The sequence below is a fragment of the Pseudoxanthomonas sp. USHLN014 genome (assembly GCF_037153335.1).
GTDB lineage: Bacteria > Pseudomonadota > Gammaproteobacteria > Xanthomonadales > Xanthomonadaceae > Pseudoxanthomonas_A > Pseudoxanthomonas_A winnipegensis.
This window is the reverse complement of record NZ_JBBCKO010000005.1, coordinates 129,800-145,528: the sequence shown is the minus strand read 5'-3', so window position 1 is coordinate 145,528 and position 15,729 is coordinate 129,800. Positions and strand designations below refer to the sequence as shown.

At 71.4% G+C, this 15,729-nt stretch carries 16 protein-coding genes and 1 riboswitch; of the genes, 4 read left to right on the top strand and 12 right to left on the bottom strand.

Features of this window, described 5'->3' with window-relative positions; genetic code table 11:
• Positions 1-441: 441 nt before the first annotated feature.
• From WFQ05_RS11210 to WFQ05_RS11185, 6 genes are all read right to left on the bottom strand, one after another.
• A complete protein-coding gene (locus tag WFQ05_RS11210; RefSeq protein ID WP_130517123.1) occupies positions 442-1,452 on the bottom strand; it encodes an HlyD family secretion protein in 1,011 nt (336 codons plus the stop codon).
• A gap of 70 nt (positions 1,453-1,522) precedes the next feature.
• Positions 1,523-1,726: a DUF1656 domain-containing protein gene (locus tag WFQ05_RS11205; RefSeq protein ID WP_337053877.1), complete on the bottom strand. Its 204-nt coding sequence runs from the start codon at positions 1,724-1,726 to the stop codon at positions 1,523-1,525.
• Positions 1,713-3,863 carry an FUSC family protein gene (locus tag WFQ05_RS11200; protein ID WP_337053875.1) on the bottom strand — a complete coding sequence of 717 codons (2,151 nt, stop codon included), beginning with the start codon at positions 3,861-3,863 and terminating at the stop codon, positions 1,713-1,715. Before WFQ05_RS11200 ends, WFQ05_RS11205 begins: the two co-directional genes overlap by 14 nt.
• Positions 3,860-4,378: a MarR family transcriptional regulator gene (locus WFQ05_RS11195; protein ID WP_235871653.1), complete on the bottom strand. Its 519-nt coding sequence runs from the start codon at positions 4,376-4,378 to the stop codon at positions 3,860-3,862. The genes WFQ05_RS11200 and WFQ05_RS11195 overlap by 4 nt, the downstream gene beginning before the upstream one ends.
• A gap of 54 nt (positions 4,379-4,432) precedes the next feature.
• Positions 4,433-5,341, bottom strand: a complete 909-nt coding sequence (locus WFQ05_RS11190; RefSeq protein ID WP_337053874.1) for a M23 family metallopeptidase — start codon at positions 5,339-5,341, stop codon at positions 4,433-4,435.
• Complete coding sequence (locus tag WFQ05_RS11185; RefSeq protein ID WP_337053873.1) at positions 5,338-6,432, bottom strand: phytase; 1,095 nt, start codon at positions 6,430-6,432, stop codon at positions 5,338-5,340. The genes WFQ05_RS11190 and WFQ05_RS11185 overlap by 4 nt, the downstream gene beginning before the upstream one ends.
• 131 nt (positions 6,433-6,563) lie before the next feature.
• A riboswitch (SAM riboswitch) is annotated at positions 6,564-6,689 on the top strand.
• A gap of 92 nt (positions 6,690-6,781) precedes the next feature.
• On the opposite strand from WFQ05_RS11185, the gene WFQ05_RS11180 reads away from it, so the two are divergent.
• Genes WFQ05_RS11180 through WFQ05_RS11170 form a run of 3 tightly spaced genes read left to right on the top strand, consistent with a single transcriptional unit; the run spans position 6,782 to position 10,115 of the window.
• Positions 6,782-7,819, top strand: a complete 1,038-nt coding sequence (locus WFQ05_RS11180) for a homoserine O-succinyltransferase (RefSeq protein WP_337053872.1) — start codon at positions 6,782-6,784, stop codon at positions 7,817-7,819.
• Positions 7,816-9,033, top strand: a complete 1,218-nt coding sequence (locus tag WFQ05_RS11175; RefSeq protein WP_130528431.1) for an O-succinylhomoserine (thiol)-lyase — start codon at positions 7,816-7,818, stop codon at positions 9,031-9,033. The genes WFQ05_RS11180 and WFQ05_RS11175 overlap by 4 nt, the downstream gene beginning before the upstream one ends.
• On the top strand, positions 9,030-10,115 hold the full coding sequence (locus WFQ05_RS11170; RefSeq protein WP_337053871.1) for a homoserine dehydrogenase: 1,086 nt from the start codon (positions 9,030-9,032) through the stop codon (positions 10,113-10,115). Before WFQ05_RS11175 ends, WFQ05_RS11170 begins: the two co-directional genes overlap by 4 nt.
• A 165-nt stretch (positions 10,116-10,280) precedes the next feature.
• On the opposite strand, the gene WFQ05_RS11165 is transcribed toward WFQ05_RS11170, so the two are convergent.
• From WFQ05_RS11165 to WFQ05_RS11150, 4 genes are all read right to left on the bottom strand, one after another.
• The gene (locus tag WFQ05_RS11165) at positions 10,281-10,439 is read right to left on the bottom strand and encodes a hypothetical protein (RefSeq protein WP_165394628.1); all 159 of its coding nucleotides are present in this window, start codon (positions 10,437-10,439) and stop codon (positions 10,281-10,283) included.
• 215 nt (positions 10,440-10,654) lie between these two features.
• Positions 10,655-11,653, bottom strand: coding sequence for an alpha/beta hydrolase (locus WFQ05_RS11160; protein ID WP_337053870.1), 999 nt, complete (start codon positions 11,651-11,653; stop codon positions 10,655-10,657).
• 168 nt (positions 11,654-11,821) lie between these two features.
• Positions 11,822-13,204 carry an L-serine ammonia-lyase gene (locus tag WFQ05_RS11155; protein WP_337053869.1) on the bottom strand — a complete coding sequence of 461 codons (1,383 nt, stop codon included), beginning with the start codon at positions 13,202-13,204 and terminating at the stop codon, positions 11,822-11,824.
• A gap of 33 nt (positions 13,205-13,237) precedes the next feature.
• A complete protein-coding gene (locus WFQ05_RS11150; RefSeq protein WP_337053868.1) occupies positions 13,238-13,963 on the bottom strand; it encodes a GntR family transcriptional regulator in 726 nt (241 codons plus the stop codon).
• Between the two features lie 178 nt (positions 13,964-14,141).
• Here WFQ05_RS11150 and WFQ05_RS11145 point away from each other — a divergent pair, with 178 nt between their 5' ends.
• On the top strand, positions 14,142-14,372 hold the full coding sequence (locus WFQ05_RS11145) for a glutaredoxin family protein (RefSeq protein ID WP_130524261.1): 231 nt from the start codon (positions 14,142-14,144) through the stop codon (positions 14,370-14,372).
• Positions 14,373-14,385: 13 nt separating this feature from the next.
• On the opposite strand, the gene WFQ05_RS11140 is transcribed toward WFQ05_RS11145, so the two are convergent.
• Both WFQ05_RS11140 and WFQ05_RS11135 read right to left on the bottom strand, forming a co-directional pair.
• Positions 14,386-14,835, bottom strand: a complete 450-nt coding sequence (locus WFQ05_RS11140) for a nuclear transport factor 2 family protein (protein ID WP_337053867.1) — start codon at positions 14,833-14,835, stop codon at positions 14,386-14,388.
• 323 nt (positions 14,836-15,158) lie between these two features.
• Positions 15,159-15,728, bottom strand: coding sequence for a YceI family protein (locus WFQ05_RS11135; protein WP_130524259.1), 570 nt, complete (start codon positions 15,726-15,728; stop codon positions 15,159-15,161).
• Between the last annotated feature and the right edge of the window lies 1 nt (position 15,729).

Here is a 15,729-nt window from a genome sequence, read left to right as displayed (position 1 = left end):
AGAAGCCCCGCGGTTGCGGGGCTTTTTTTTGCCTCGGGGTGCGGCGACGAATAGCGCAGGACTCCTTCCAGCTCGGAGGCACTGAGCAAGCGCTCTGCCCCCTCTCCTTCGCCTGCGGCGAAAGGGAACGGGCTCAGACCGAAGCCTTCTGACCTGACGCGCGAGGCAGCGGGCCAGCGGGCGGTGCCCGCGCCTAGCGAGCAGGAGCCTGTAGAGCGGAGCTTGCTCCGCTGGGGCCTTCCCCAGAAACCGAACGAAGAGCAGCGGAGCAAGCTCCGCTCTACAAGCAGGTTGCTGCGAGATTTGAGGAGACGGTTGCTCCTGCCGAGCCCGGATTGCGATGTGCTGCGAACGCATTGACGCGTGAGGTGGGCCTTGCAGGAGCCGCCATGGCGTCGTCGGCGCTTCAGACGTGCGTCGCGGGCTCGGTGACGGCGCGGCTCAGTCCCGCGCGTGCGTGCCCGGATGCACGGTGACCGAGGCGGTCATGCCGGCGGCCAGGAGGGTGTCCTTCGGCACGCTGGCCGGGTCGATGCGCACGCGCACCGGCACGCGCTGGGCCAGGCGGATCCAGTTGAAGGTCGGGCTGACGGTGGCCAGCAGGTCGCTGCTGCTGGTGGGGTTGTCGGCGTCGGTGATGCCGCGGGCGATGCCTTCGACGGTGCCGCGCAGGGCGTGGCCGCCGCTCATCAGGCGGATGTCGGCGCGGTCGCCCGGGCGGATGTGCGGCAGCTTGGTTTCCTCGAAGTAGCCGTAGACCCACATCGTGTCGCTGCGCACCAGCGCCATGCGCGCCGCGCCGGCGCTGGCGTAGTCGCCCACGCGCACGTTGAGGTTGGTGATGTAGCCGTTGGCGGCGGCGCGCACGGTGGCGCGCTCCAGGTTGAGCTGGGCCAGGTCCAGCGCGGCCTGGGCCTGTTCGACCGCGGCCAGCGCCTTGGACTGCGAGGCGGTAGCGGCGTTGCGGTTGGCGCGGGCCTGCTCGACCGCGGCCTGCGCGGCGCGCGCGGTGGCGCTGGCGTCGGCGCGGGCCTCGGCCGAGATCACCGCGGCGGCGGCCTCGCGGCGCTGGGCCTGGGCCGCGTACTTCTGGTAGTCGGCCTGGCTGGCGGCGGTGCTGGCCGCGGCGGCGGAGATGTTGGCGCCGGCGGCGCGCGCGGCGGCCTGCGCGGCGGCCAGGTCGGCCTGGGCCTGGGCGACGGCCAGTTCGAAGCGGCGCGGGTCGATGCGGAACAGGACATCGCCGGCCTTCACGGCCTGGTTGTCCTGCACGTCGACCTCGGCCACCAGGCCGGACACATCCGGGGCGATGCGCACGATCTCGGCGCGGATGCGGCCGTCGCGCGTCCACGGCGAATACATGTAGTGCTTCCACAGCGCGTAGCCGATCAGGGCGGCGGCCAGCACGACGAGGGTGGTCAGCGCGGTGCGGATCAGGGATTGGGTGTTCATGGCGGTTGGGGTTAGAAGGGGTTGGATAGGGGGCGTGGCGCTTGCCGCGAGTGGCCGGGCGTTGGCGGGTTCAGTTCAGCAACAGCAGGCCGAGCAGCCCGAACACGCACACGTAGACGGCCAGGCGGAACAGCGGCGGATGCCAGGCGTAGCGATACAGTCCGGCGCGCGCGGCCAGGCCGTCGAGCAGCCAGAACACCACGAACAGGGCGGCGGCCAGCACCAGCAGGCCGGGGACGTAGACGCCGCCGATGGAGATTTCAGGAGGTAGCACGGGCAGGCTCCGGGGCAGGGGCGCGGCCGGCGGCACCGGCCAGCACCGAGTCGGCATCGCGCAGCGCGCTGCGCAGCAGGTGCAGGTGCTCGCGCACCGGCTGCAGCGACGGCGGCACGGCGCCTTCGATGAGGGTCTGGTTCAGCGCGGCGTCCAGGTGCGCCAGCGCGGCTTCGTGGTCGGCCGGGGAGAGGTGGTCGTAGAGGCGGCCGATGGCGGCCACGGCGGCGTCGATATGCGCCTCGATGGACGGCGGCACGGCGGCGTCGATGCTGTCGTGGCGCAGCTCGATCAGGGTGCGGCCGGTCTCGTGCACCGACAGGGCCCAGGCCAGCAGGGTGCGCGATTCGTCGCTGCCCTGCTGGGTGTGGTTGACCACCTGCAGGAACAGGTCGCGGCTGACGCTCTCGAAACGCGGCGCCAGTCCGCTCAGCGGTGCGCGCGCGGCCAGCGCGACCTGGCGGCGCAGTTCGACCAGCAGGCGGCGACGCTGCCCAGGCGTGCCGATCACCGAGGGGATCAGCTGGAAGGCCAGCATCGCCAGCAGCGCGCCGATGCCTAGGGCGACTGCACCGTTGATGAAACTGGAGGTATCCAGGTTGGGCGCAAGGCCCAGGCCCAGGCCGACGACGCTGCCCAGGCACATGCCCAGACTGAGGCCGAACAGCGTCGGCCGGGTCGACAGGTAGACGGCCACCATGAAGAACGGCGCGCTGCCCAGCACCAGCATGCCGAAGCTGTCGATGCGCGGCAGCACCAGGGTGAAGCAGAGGAAGGCCGACAGCAGGCCCAGGAAGATGCCCTTGGTGGTCTGCGCCGCCGCGATATGCGCATTGGCGCCGGAGGCCAGGATCGCGGTGAAGGCGATCACGTTGGCCATGGCGCCGGCGCCGCTGGTCCAACCGCTCTGCATCCAGGCCAGGCCCAGCACGAAGGTGACCAGGAAGCTGCGCGCCACGGTCACCGCCACCGCGACCCGGTCGGTGGCGTAGTGGAAGCGTATCTGCTCGTTGGCGCGGCGCAGCGGCGCGCTCACGCCCGGCTGCTGCAGGGCGGCGGCGGTGTGGGTGAGGTCGCGCAGTTCGCCGGTCAGGCGCCGCAGCAGCGAGGCGCCGGTATCGAAGTCGTCCAGCAGCGGCGCGGCCAGGCTGGCGCGCAGCGCGGTCGCGCGCGCCGGCTGCGCCTCGTACACCGCCTCCAGGCGATCGCTGAGCCGCGCGTAGTCGGCGCCGGCGGCGCGCTCGGCCAGCGCATCGCCGAGCGGGCGGTACAGCTGCAGCAGCGCGGCGAAGACCGGGTCGTCGCGATCGCGCTGCTGCAGCCGGTTCATCAGATGGTGCAGCGACTGGAAGCGCGTGGAGGCGGCCATGAAGCGCTGGTTGAGCAGGCGCATGCGCCGGCTGCGCACGCGCGCCTCCGGGTCCTCGAACACCACCGAGGCGCGCAGGTCCTCCAGCGCCATGCTCTGGCGCACGAAGCGCAGATGCGCCTGCTCGATCTGCGCGCGCGGGATCGTCCCGCGCGTGCCGTCGCGGACGAAGTCCAGGAAGCTGTCCATCAGCGTGGTCGCCGTGGTGCGCAGGCTGTTGCGCAGACGCACCGGGAACACCACGTCGAACACCACCGCGCTGACCAGGATGCCGAGCAGCACCTCGGTCAGGCGCGCGATGGCCAGGTCGAACACGTGCATCGGCGTATTGACCGCCGGCAGGGCGATGATCGCCACGGTGTAGCCGGACAGCACGAAGCCGTACGAGCGGAAGTTGCGGAACGCCAGCGCGCCGCCGGCGCACATCCCCACCCACAGCGACAGCGCCAGCAGGAACAGCACCGGCTGCTGCGGGAACAGCGCGGTGATGGTCACCGCCGCGATGCTGCCCACGATCGTGCCCAGCGCGCGGTAGAACGACTTGGCCAGGACCATGCCGCTCTGCCGGTTCATCAGCACGATCACGGTGACCATCGAGGTCGAGGGCGAGGCGAAGCCCATGCGCATGGCGATCCACGCCGCCAGGTACATCGACAGCAGCACCTTGAACACGAACAGCCAGGCCGGGCCCTCGCCGCGCAGCACCTCGCGCACCTGCGTGGACAGCGGCACCTTTGCGGGGCTCGCGGCGGCGGGCGCGGCGCTCACTGCGCCTCCTCCACGCCGCGCAGCAGCTTGGCCAGCAGCAGCTTGAGCTGCTCCAGCTCATCGGGCTGGAGATGGCGCGTATAGGCCAGCAGCACGGCGCTGATGTCGGGGATGAGCGCGGTGACGCGCGCGCGCCCGGCCTCGGTCAGTCGCAGCAGCCACATGCGCCGGTCGTGCGGGCTGGGCTCGCGTTCGACCAGGCCCTTGTCGACCAGCTGCTGGGTCAGGCGGGTGATGTTGGCCGACTTCTCGCTGGTCGCATCGGCGATCTGCGAGGGGTTGATCGCACCGTCCGGGCTGGCCTCGATCATCATCAGCACGTTGTACTCGGCGTAGGTGAGGCCGTGCTCACGCATGGACTCGTTGCCGTGATCGGTGGTGAGCTTGTAGAGCAGCTTGACCAGGCGCACCACCGTGGCGGCGGGGCGCGGGAAGCCAGGGTGGCGGCGGCTGGTGGCGGCCAGCCCCTGTTCGGTCGCATCGAAGCGGCTGGTGGCGGGAGGGATTCTGTTCACAAGCTAATATTACACTTATGTAGTAAATCCTGCAGTCAACGCCACCTGAACGGGTCAATGGGCCAGGTGCAGCTCTCCCAACGGGCCGACCAGGCGCGCCGGCACCGAGACCAGGCGCATGCCGGCGTTGATCTGGACCACAAAGTGCAGGTGTGGGGCGGAGGAAAAGCCGGTGTTGCCGGACAGCCCGATGCGCTGACCGGCGGCGACCGACTCGCCTGGACGCACCAAGCTGCCTTCGGGCCTGAGGTGGGCGTAGAGGGCCATGCTGCCGTCGGCGTGCAGGATGCGGATGAAGTTGCTGCGCCCGCGCAAGGCCTCGCGCTGCGGCCCGCCGTGTTCGAACCCGTCCTGCACCTGCAGCACCACGCCCGCGCGCGCGGCCAGGATCGGCGTGCCCTCGGGCAGGGCGAAGTCCAGCGCGTCGGCGTTCTCCGCATCGTCGTGGCTGAAGTGCCCGCCGGGCCTCTGGTCCACGCGCACCGGCGCGTCGAACGGCAGCCGATACACCGCCAGCAGCGGCCGCGCCTGCGGATCGCCGGGGACCGCCTCGAGCTTGAGTTGGAAATCGCTGCCGGCCTGGGGATCGGCCACGATCAGCGTGGCGACCAGGGCGCGTCCGTGCGCAGGCAGCAGCTTGCGTACCGGCAGCGCGGGCGAGGCGACCACGCCGCGCAGGCGCAGCGCGTCCAGCTGCACCTGGACCGGCCCGGGCAGCGGGTTCTCGACCCAGGCCAGGGTGCGGGTGGGCGTGCGTTCGAGGCGCAGGCGGGCGAGGGTGCCATCCGCGGGGTCACGGCTCGCGGCGGGCGCTTGCGGGTTCCCGCCTGCAGCAGACGTCGTACGCGCCTGCGCGGCGGCCTGAGGCGCAGGGCGGACCGTGTTCCACCACGGTAGCGCGGCGCGCGTCGGGCCCGGCAGGAGCAGGGCCAGCGCGACGCCGCACGCCGCGCGCCGGATCACGGCAGGCAGCTGCCGCGCAGGCGCAGGGCGCGGCCGATATCGCGCAGGTCGAAGGCGGCGATGGCCTGGTTGTCGTGCTGTACGAACAGCGCGCCGTCCGGGAAGCGCGTCGTGCCCGCCGCGTAGAGCGCCTCGCCATCGGTCTGCGCCACGACCTTGCCGGTGAAGGTGCCCACCGGCGCCAGCGTGTCGCGGCGATAGACCCGGAACAGCGTCGGGGTCAGCTGGTCGGCCGCGATCCACCAGCCGTCGTCCAGGTCGCAGTCCCACAGCGCGATGCCCTCGGCATCGGCCAGGAACACCGGCAGGCTGGCGCCGCGGAACCGGCCTTCGAGCGTGTAATCGCGGAAGGTCGAGCCCACGCGCCGGTCCTCGTCGGCGATCAGCAGGCGGTCGTGCGCCGGATCGCCGGCGATCGATTCGACCATGCGCAGCATGCCGGCCTGGCCGGTATCGCCGAAGCTTCCGGCCGCGCGCACCTGCAGGCCGCCGTCGGGCTGCAGGTCCACCTCGAAGCGGCGCACGCGCTGGTCCATCTGCTCGCGCGGCGGCAGCTGCCCGGTGCGGAAATCGGCCATGAAGCTGTCGGTGACCAGCAGCTCGAGCAGGTCCGGCGCGGTCTCGCGCAGCCACAGCCCGTAGGGCACCTTGAGCGTGTCGGCGCCGATGAAGCCGCGCGGCTTGAAGTCCGGCAGCGACAGCGCCTGCACGCGGTGGTTGTCGCGCTCGGCCACGAACACCGTATCGCCCCACACCGCGACGCCGTTGGGCCGCCCGAACTGGCCCGGTCCCGCGCCCGGCCCGCCGACCGTGCGCAGGCGCTTGCCGCTGTCGGCATCGAACACGATCAGCTGGTTGCTGGCCTTGGCGGTGACGATCACCCAGGCGCCGCCGTCCTCGGTCGGCCAGACCGCCAGCGAGTCCAGCTCGGCCTGGGGCAGTGGTTCGGAGATCCAGGCCTCGCTCACCACCGCGTCGGGCGCGGGTGCCTTCAGCACGGTCTCCGGGGTCGGGCCAGGGGCGGGGCGGGGCAGGCTGGTGCAGCCGGCCAGCAGCAGGCCGGCGAGCAGGAGCAGGGGGGCGCGGTTCATGGGCGGCGATTATGCGCGAGCGCTCCGCGCAGACCGCGTCCATGCGGCAGGCGGGAGGCGGTTTCAGGTGGAATCATCGCTCCATCGCGATGGAGCGATTGACAACCGCTTCCGGCGCTGGCAACCTGCGCCCACCATCGAGACCGGCAGAGGGACAGGCCCTTTGAAGCCGGGGCAGCCAGCGGGACGCGCAAGCGCCTCGTGGTCGGTGCCAAATCCTGCGGCGACGCCTACGCGTTTAGACCGAAAGATGGTTCGTACGATGCATCGACGGCATGGCCGTTCGACGCGCACGACGAACGCGAGCTTCCCCGCGAAAGCTCGATGGCCGCTCCTTCCCGGATCCGCCATGAGCCTCGTGAACGCCGCCGCCCTCCCCGAATCCCCCGACGTCGATGCCTGTTGTGCCGGTGCGCAGGCCAGCGCCGTGGCCGCGATCCGCGGCGAACTGCCGGTGGCCCTGGCCCTGCGCCACGCCGGCGCGCGCACGCTGAGCCTGCGCTACGAACTGCACGGACCGGCCGGTGCGCCGGTGGTGTTCGTTGCCGGCGGCATCTCCGCGCACCGCCACGTCGCCGCCAGCGCGCAGTTCCCCGAGAACGGCTGGGCCAACGATCTGGTCCGCGCCGGCCGCACGCTGGATCCGGCGCGCGTGCGCATCCTGTCCTTCGACTTCATTGGCGCCGACGGCCAGCTCGACGCGCCGATCGATCCGGCCGACCAGGCCGATGCCATCGTCGCGCTGCTCGATGCGCTGGACATCGCCGCGCTGCGCGCCTTCGTCGGCTACTCCTACGGTGCGCTGGTCGGCCAGCACCTGGCCGCGCGCCATCCGCAGCGCGTCGAGCGCCTGGTCGCGGTCAGCGGCGCGCATCGCCCGCATCCGTTCGCCTCGGCCTGGCGCGCGCTGCAGCGCCACGCGGTGGCGCTGGGCCAGCTGCAGTGCGCCGACCAGCAGGGCCTGTCGCTGGCGCGCCAGTTCGCGATGCTGAGCTACCGCACGCCCGAGGAGTTCGGCGAGCGCTTCGACGCCGCGCCCGAGCTGGTCAACGGCCGCGTGCGCGTGGCCGCCGAGGACTACCTGGACGCCGCCGGCGCGACCTACGTCGCGCGCACCCCGGTCACCGCCTTCCTGCGCTTGTCCGAATCCATCGACCTGCACCGCATCGACCCCTCGACCATCGCCGTGCCCACCACCGTGGTGGCCGTCGAGGGCGACCGGCTGGTGCCGCTGGCCGACCTGGTCACCCTGGTCGAAGGGCTGGGCAAGCGCGGCAGCCTGCGCGTGCTGCGCTCGCCCTACGGCCACGACGCCTTCCTGAAAGAAACCGACCGCATCGACGCGATCCTCGCCACCGCCCTTCGCCCCACCGGAGACACCCCGTGAGCCATTCCTCCCACGACGCCATTCCCTGCAGCGCCGCCACCGCCGCCGTGCGCGCCGGCATCGATCGCGACACCGCCTACGGCGCGGTGACCCCGCCGATCGTGCTGTCGTCCAACTTCTCCTTCGACGGCTTCGGCAACAAGCGCCAGTACGACTACACGCGCAGCGGCAATCCCACGCGCGACCTGCTGGGCGAGGCGCTGGCCGAGCTGGAAGGCGGCGCGGGCGGGGTGATCACTTCCACCGGCATGGGCGCGATCAACCTGGTGCTCAACGCGCTGCTGCAGCCGGGCGACAAGCTGGTGGTGCCGCACGATGCCTACGGCGGCAGCTGGCGCCTGTTCAACGCGCTGGCGGCCAAGGGCCACTTCGAGCTGATCACCGCCGACCTGACCAATCCGGTGTCGCTGGGCGAGGCGCTGGCGGCCTCGCCCAAGCTGGTGCTGATCGAGACCCCGTCCAACCCGCTGCTGCGCATCACCGACCTGCGCCTGGTCATCGAGGCCGCGCACAAGGCCGGGGCCAAGGTGGTGGTGGACAACACCTTCCTGTCGCCGGCGCTGCAGCGGCCGATCGAGTTCGGCGCCGACCTGGTGCTTCATTCGACCACCAAGTACGTCAACGGCCACAGCGATGTGGTCGGCGGCGCGGTGATCGCGCGCGAGGCCGAGCTGCACCAGCAGCTGGTGTGGTGGGCCAATGCGCTGGGCCTGACCGGCTCGCCGTTCGACGCCTTCCTGACCCTGCGCGGCCTGCGCACGCTGGACGCGCGCCTGCGCGTGCACCAGGAGAACGCGTCGGCCATCGTCGCCGCGCTCGACGGCCACGCGGCCGTGGCCAAGGTCTACTACCCGGGCCTGGCCTCGCATCCGGGCCATGCGCTGGCCGCGCGCCAGCAGAAGGGCTTCGGCGCGATGATCTCCTTCGAGCTGGACGGCGGCGAGGCGGCGGTGCGCGCCTTCGTCGACGGCCTGCGCTACTTCACCCTGGCCGAGTCGCTGGGTGGCGTGGAGAGCCTGGTCGCGCACCCGGCCACCATGACCCACGCGGCGATGACCCCGGAAGCGCGCGCCAAGGCCGGCATCTCCGACGGCCTGCTGCGCCTGTCGGTGGGCATCGAGCTGGCCGAGGACCTGGTCGCCGACCTGCGCGCCGGTCTGGCCCGCGCCCAGGCGGTGATCGCCCAGGCAAGCCGGAAAACGGTCGACGCATGAGCGCGGTGATCCGCCTGGGCACGCGCCGCGCGCCACGTCTGGCGCTGCTGGGCACCGGGGTGGTCGGCAGTGCCCTGGTGGGCCGCTATCAGCGCCTGCAGGCGCGCGGCGTGGCGCTGCCGGCGTTTGCCTGGATCGCCAATTCGCGCGGCGTGGTCGAAGGCGAGGGCGATCTGCACGAAGGCCTGGCGCAGCTGCGCGCCGCGCCGGCCAATGCGCGCATCGTGCCGCCCTGGGCCGAGGCCGATGCGCTGGACGCCGGCGACATAGTCATCGACGCCACCGCCAGCGATGCTATCGCGCTGCGCCACGCCGAATGGCTGGCCCGCGGCGTACACGTGGTGACCGCCAACAAGCTCGGCCGCGGCGCCGATCTGCTGCGCGCCCAGGCGATCGCCGAGGCCGCGCGCGAGGGCGCGGCGTGCTACGGCGACAGCGCCACGGTCGGCGCCGGGCTGCCGCTGCTGCGCAGCCTGCGCGCGCTGGTCGCCGGGGGCGATGCGATCGCCTCGGTCGAGGGCGTGCTGTCGGGCTCGCTGGCCTTCCTGTTCCATAGCTTCGATGGCCGCACGCCGTTCTCGGCCTGCGTGCGCCAGGCGCGCGAGGCCGGTTTCACCGAACCGGATCCGCGCATCGACCTGTCCGGCGAGGACGTGCGCCGCAAGCTGCTGATCCTGGCGCGCGCGGCCGGCGTGCCGCTGCAGGTCGGCGATGTGCGGGTCGAGTCATTGGTGCCGCAGGTGCTGGCCAGCGCGTCCGACGCGCAGGTCGATGCGCTGCTGGACACGCTGGATGCGCCGCTGGAAGAGCGCCTACACGCGGCACGTGCAGAAGGCGCGCAGCTGCGGTTCGTCGGACGTTTCGATGCGCGCGGCGCCAGCGTGTCGCTGCAGGCCCTGCCCGCGGGACATGCGCTGTGCGGTGGTGCCGGGACCGATAATCGCGTGGCGATCCACAGCGATCGCTATGCGCAGCAGCCGCTGCTGATCCAGGGGCCGGGCGCCGGCGCCGAGGTCACCGCTGCGGCGCTGCTGGACGATGTGTTGGCCGTGTTGCCGGGTCGGGCCTCACTGGCCGCGTGACGTTGGGGCCGGCGGCCTCAGGCGGTCAGCGACTGCGCGCTGTCCGGCGCGCGTTGGCGCGTCGGGCGGACAGGGACGGCAGGCGCGCGATACCGCGCTTCGGCGCGAACGTTCCGCGCATCGCCGCCTTCCTTGCGCCTTCGCGATGCGTCATGGCTGCGCGCGTCAGTCGCGCGGCAGCAGCCCGTGGGCGTTGCGCGCCGGGGGCGCCAGGCGGCTGAGCTGCAGCTGCTGCAGCACGCGGGGCTCGTGCTCGGCGCTCCAGCCGCTGGCGCTGCTTTCGAAGCACGTGGCGCACACCACGATGCCGTAGCGTTCGATCACGCGGCCCGCGTCAGAATCTGGCGCGAAATACAGTTTTTGGTCGCAGCAGAAGCATCTTGCGGTCATGGAATCGGGTAGCACGGCCTGTCCCCTGGCATTGGTTGGAATGCATGGGGAGGGATCGCGCATGGGGCGTGCCAACTTCGCGGGCGAAACTGTGACTTCGCTTCGGATTCGCGCCCAGACATCGAGAAACGCGACGCGGCGCACACTCGTCATGGCGCCAGCGCCTTCAGCAGCGCCGCATTGAAACGCGCCGGATCCTGCACCTGCGGCGAGTGCCCCAGGTCGTCGAACTCGACCAGCTTCGCGCCTGGGATCGCCGCGGCCGCGCGCTTGCCCAGCACCGGGTAGTTGCCCAGCGCAGCGCGGATCTGCGGCGGCGCCTTGCCCTTGCCGATCGCGGTGCGGTCCTTGAGGCCGATGAACAAGGTGGTCGGCACGGCGATCCGGGGCAGCTCGTAGACCACCGGCTGGTTGTAGACCATGTCGTAGGTCAGCGCCTGGTCCCAGGCGTTGATCTCCTTGCCGGCGCCGGCGTACAGGCCGGCCTGCATGCGCGCCCAGCGCTCGAAGGCCGGCTTCCAGGTGCCGGCGTAGTACACGTCCATCTGGTACTGCTTGATGCTCTCGAAGCTGGTCTTCAGCTCGCCGGCATACCACTGGTCCACGCTCTGGTAGGGCACGCCGACGGCCTTCCAGTCCTCAAGCCCGATCGGGTCGACCAGCGCCAGGTGGCTGACCTCGCCCGGGAACATCAGCGCGTAGCGGATCGCCAGCATGCCGCCCATCGAGTGACCGACGATCACCGCCTTGTCGATGCCCAGACTGGTCAGCAGCGCATGGGTGTTGTCCGCCAGCCCGGCCAGCGAGAACTGGTAATGGCGCGGCTTGGACGACTTGCAGAAGCCCACCTGGTCCGGCGCGATCACCCGATAGCCGGACCTAGTCAGGGCTACGATCGTGTCCTCCCAGGTGGCGGCGCAGAAGTTCTTGCCATGCAGCAGCACGGCGGTCTGGCCGTTGGCCTGGCCGGTCGGCGCCACGTCCATGTAGACCATTTCCAGGTCCTGCCGCTGCGCGCTGAAGGCGTAGCGCTGGACCGGATGCGGATAGTCGAAGCCTTCCAGGCGCGGGCCGTAGGCGGGCTGCTGCTGGGCGAGGGCGGGCGCGGCCAGGGCGGCCAGGCACAGGGCCAGGAACGAACGCGGCATGCGCGACTCCAGTGGAGGGACGAGAGGCGCAGCGTAGGCAGGCCCGGGCGAGGCCGCAGTGAGGACCTCGCGCAGGCGTGCCGGCGTGTCCCAGTCCGCGGGACGCACTGGATGACAGGCGCGAGCGCCAGCCGGGAACGCATCAGCGACGGCGCGTCCCCGCGCCGGTCAGCACTCGATGACGTTCACCGCCAGGCCGCCGCGGCTGGTTTCCTTGTACTTGTCGCGCATGTCGCGGCCGGTGTCGCGCATGGTGCGGATCACCTTGTCCAGGCTGACCTTGTGCTTGCCGTCGCCGCGCATGGCCATGCGGCTGGCGTTGATCGCCTTGACCGCGCCCATCGCGTTGCGCTCGATGCAGGGGATCTGCACCAGGCCGCCGATCGGGTCGCAGGTCAGGCCCAGGTTGTGTTCCATGCCGATCTCGGCGGCGTTCTCGATCTGGCTGGTATTGCCGCCCAGCGCCGCGGTCAGGCCGGCGGCGGCCATCGAGCAGGCCACGCCGACCTCGCCCTGGCAGCCGACCTCGGCGCCGGAGATCGAGGCGTTCTCCTTGTAGAGGATGCCCACCGCCGCGGCGGTCAGCAGGAAGTCGAACACGCGCGCCTCGTCGGCCCCGGCGCAGAAGCGGTCGAAGTAATGCAGCACCGCCGGGATGATGCCGGCCGCGCCGTTGGTGGGCGCGGTGACCACGCGCCCGCCGGCGGCGTTCTCCTCGTTGACCGCCAGGGCGTACAGGTTGACCCAGTCCAGCGTGGTCAGCGGATCGCGCATGGCCGCCTCGGGCTTGGAGGACAGTTCGCGGTACAGCGCCGGCGCGCGCCGGCTCACGTGCAGGCCGCCGGGGAGGGTGCCTTCCTGGCGGATGCCGCGCGCCACGCAGGACTGCATGGCGCTCCAGAGCTCGCGCAGGCCCTCGCGGATCTCCTCCGGGCTGCGCCAGACCTGCTCGTTCTCGAACATCAGCTGGGCGATGGACAGGCCGGTCTCGTTGCTGCGCGCGATCAGCGCATCGCCGCTGGCGAAGGGATGCGGCAGGGCGGTCTCGTCGGCGACGATACGGTCCTCGGCGGCCTCGTCGGCATTGACCACGAAGCCGCCGCCGACCGAGTAATAGTCGCGCGTGGCGATCACGTTGTCGGCGGCGTCGAAGGCGGAGAAGCGCATGCCGTTGGTGTGGAACGGCAGCTTCTGGCGCTTGTTCATCACCAGGTCGCGCTTCTCGTCGAAATCGATGGCGTGCTGGCCCATCAGCCGGATGCGCTTCTCGCCGCGGATGCGCGCCAGGGTGGCGGGGATGATGTCCGGGTCGATCAGGTTCGGGCGGTGGCCTTCCAGGCCCAGCAGCACGGCCTTGTCGGTGCCGTGGCCGCGGCCGGTCAGCGCCAGCGAGCCGAACACCTCGGCGCGCAGCCGCGCGGTACGCGCCAGCTGGCCCGGATCGAGCAGCCAGCGGTGCACGAAGCGCTCGGCCGCGCGCATCGGCCCGACGGTGTGGGAGGAGCTCGGCCCGATGCCGATCTTGAACAGGTCGAAGGTACTGACGGCCACGGTGGATTCCAGGCAGGGGTTGCGTTGATGAGGTCAGCGCAAGGCGCGCGCCTGCGGCGCTGGCGCATCGGGCTGCAGGTGGCGGGCCAGCGCCGCGCGCACGCTGGCGTGGGTGCGGGCCATGTGTTCGTCGTGCAGGCGGCAGGCCTTGATCACGTTGCGCGCCAGGGCCGCATCGGCGATGGCCATGTGCTCGTCCAGCGAGAAGCGCTTGTCGCGGGCGCGCGGCAGGGCGGCGTACCGGTAGCGCTCGGCCTGGTGATAGAACATGTCCTGCAGGCGCAGCAGCCAGGGCGAGCGGCAGGCGCCGAGCAGGGCGCGGTGGAAGGCGAAGTTGCGCGCCTCCAGTTCGTCCAGCACATCGCCCGGCGGCTGGGTGGTGCTGCCGGAGAGGTCGCGTTCGATCGCCGCCAGCGCGTCCAGCGCCTGGACCACCTGCGCCTCCCAGGCCGCATCGCCGTGCAGGATGGAGTCGTTCATCGCCTCGTCCACCACCAGCACGCGCACCTTGGCGATGTCGTCCAGCTCCTGCAGCGACAGCGGCGCCACCCAGAAGCCGCGCTGGTCCGCGCTGACCACCAGCTGCTCGCCGCACAGGCGCGCCAGCGCCTCGCGCAGCGGCGCCAGGCCGATGCCGTAGCGCTGCTGCAGCTCGGCCAGCTTCAGCTTGGCGGCGGCCTTGAGCCGGCCGCGCACGATGTCGTGCCGCAGCTGCTGGTGGATGCGGCTGGCCAGGGTGCCGGAAACGGCGGCGTCCATAAAATCGAAATTATCGACGGGATGAGGGCTTGCTGGGCATTGTAGGCCAGCCGCCGCGCACTTAATTTCGATATTCAAACCCCGTTGCCGGTCCGCTCCAGAGCAACGCCGCTGCCAGCACTCGACGCGGCATCTCCGCGCGGGTTAACTCAGCCGCTCGCCTGCCTGCCACGCCCGCATGACCGACCTGCTGCTCTACCAGCGCGACGACTGCCACCTGTGCGATGCGGCCCTGGCCGTGCTGGCCGCGGCGCGCGTGCCGGAGCCGGCCAGCGTGTTCATCGACGACGATGCCGCGCTGGAGGCGCGCTACGGCCTGCGCGTGCCGGTGCTGCGCGACGCGCGCTCGCAGGCCGAACTGGACTGGCCCTTCACCATCGAAGCGGTGCGCGCCTTCCTGGCGCGCTGAGGGCCCGGCAGGCTCAGCGCGCCGGCGGCGGCGTGCTCGCCTTGATCGGCGTGTACTGCGCGGACACCAGCACCCAGCCCTGCGGCGTGCGTTTGGCGGTGGCGCCCAGGCGCATCGCCATCGCGCGCTCGCCGACCACGTAGTGCAGCTGCGCCGAGAGCACTGCGGCGTCGCCATGCGCGCGCACGACCACCTCGTCCATCGTCACCGGCGGCGCAGCGACCTTCTTGTCCGGTGCGTAGAACGAGAGCACCGCGTCGTGCTCGTCCACCTGGCCCAGCGGGCTGATCTCGACGAACGAGGCATCCAGCACCTGGCGCAGGCGCTCCAGGTCGAAGTCGAGTTCGGCCTGCTGGTACTGGCGCAGGGCGTCTTCCGGCGTGGCCGGCAGGGCGGACGGCGCGGCGGCCGCGGGCAGGGACAGCGCGGCGGACAACAACATCGCGATCAGGGACGCACGCATGCTCGAAGGCCTGGCAAGGAAAGTGTCGGCACGATGCGCCGCGCGTGCCGACCCCGCATGGCCGGGAAGTCATGCGCACCTCTGGCCTAGTGCTTCCCCGCATTGTGGGAGCCACTGTCTCTTCAAATCTCGCAGCGGCCTGCCTGTAGAGCGGAGCTTGTGGCAATCCCCTCTTGGGAACTCCGCTGCGCTTCGTTCGGTTCGTGGGGACGGTCCCAGCGGAGCGAGCTCCGCTCTACAGGTGGGAGCCGCCACGGCGGCGATAGGGCTTTAACGGGAAAGCTCCATCGCCGCCGTGGCGGCCCCCACCAATCCTTTCCCGCTCAGCTGCCGGGCTTGAGCACGACCTTGGTGCTGATGGCCACCGCGTCGGGGATGGTCTTGGTGTCCTTCCAGTCGCCGCCGCCGACGCCGAAGTCCAGGCGCTTGACCGTGGCCTTGCCGGCCAGCGTGGGCTGTGCGCCCGGTGTCCAAACGAAGGTCAGCGTCACCGGCTTGGAGACCCCGCGCAGGGTCAGCACGCCGTCGGTGCTGTAGCGATCGCCGCCCAGCGACTTGAAGCCCTTGGCCTTGTAGGTGGCCTGGGCGAACTTGCCCACGTCGAAGAAGTCCGCGCTGGCCAGGGTCGAGTCGCGGTCGCCGTTGCCGCTGCTGGTGCCGGCCAGGCCGATGGTGACGTCGATCGTGCCCAGCTCCGGGTGGGCCGGGTCGAAGCTGACCTTGGTGTCGAACTTGCCGAACTTGCCGGTGAAGGTCTCCCCGTCGTAGCTGCTGGCGAACACCAGCGTCGAGCCGGGCGCCTGCACGTAGGTGGCGGCGCGGGCCGGGGCGGCGACGAAGGCGGCCACCAGGGCGGCGGCGGTCAGGGCGGGGCTGAGGAAATGGCGGGACATG

Excerpts from the sequence above, each read along its gene's own strand:
- WFQ05_RS11160 (WP_337053870.1), bottom strand. The coding sequence starts at position 11,653 with ATGCCGCGTTCGTTCCTGGCCCTGTGCCTGGCCGCCCTGGCCGCGCCC.
- WFQ05_RS11150 (WP_337053868.1), bottom strand. The coding sequence starts at position 13,963 with ATGGACGCCGCCGTTTCCGGCACCCTGGCCAGCCGCATCCACCAGCAG.
- WFQ05_RS11180 (WP_337053872.1), top strand. The coding sequence starts at position 6,782 with ATGAGCCTCGTGAACGCCGCCGCCCTCCCCGAATCCCCCGACGTCGAT.
- WFQ05_RS11145 (WP_130524261.1), top strand. The coding sequence starts at position 14,142 with ATGACCGACCTGCTGCTCTACCAGCGCGACGACTGCCACCTGTGCGAT.
- WFQ05_RS11170 (WP_337053871.1), top strand. The coding sequence starts at position 9,030 with ATGAGCGCGGTGATCCGCCTGGGCACGCGCCGCGCGCCACGTCTGGCG.
- WFQ05_RS11140 (WP_337053867.1), bottom strand. The coding sequence starts at position 14,835 with ATGCGTGCGTCCCTGATCGCGATGTTGTTGTCCGCCGCGCTGTCCCTG.
- WFQ05_RS11185 (WP_337053873.1), bottom strand. The coding sequence starts at position 6,432 with ATGAACCGCGCCCCCCTGCTCCTGCTCGCCGGCCTGCTGCTGGCCGGC.
- WFQ05_RS11210 (WP_130517123.1), bottom strand. The coding sequence starts at position 1,452 with ATGAACACCCAATCCCTGATCCGCACCGCGCTGACCACCCTCGTCGTG.
- WFQ05_RS11135 (WP_130524259.1), bottom strand. The coding sequence starts at position 15,728 with ATGTCCCGCCATTTCCTCAGCCCCGCCCTGACCGCCGCCGCCCTGGTG.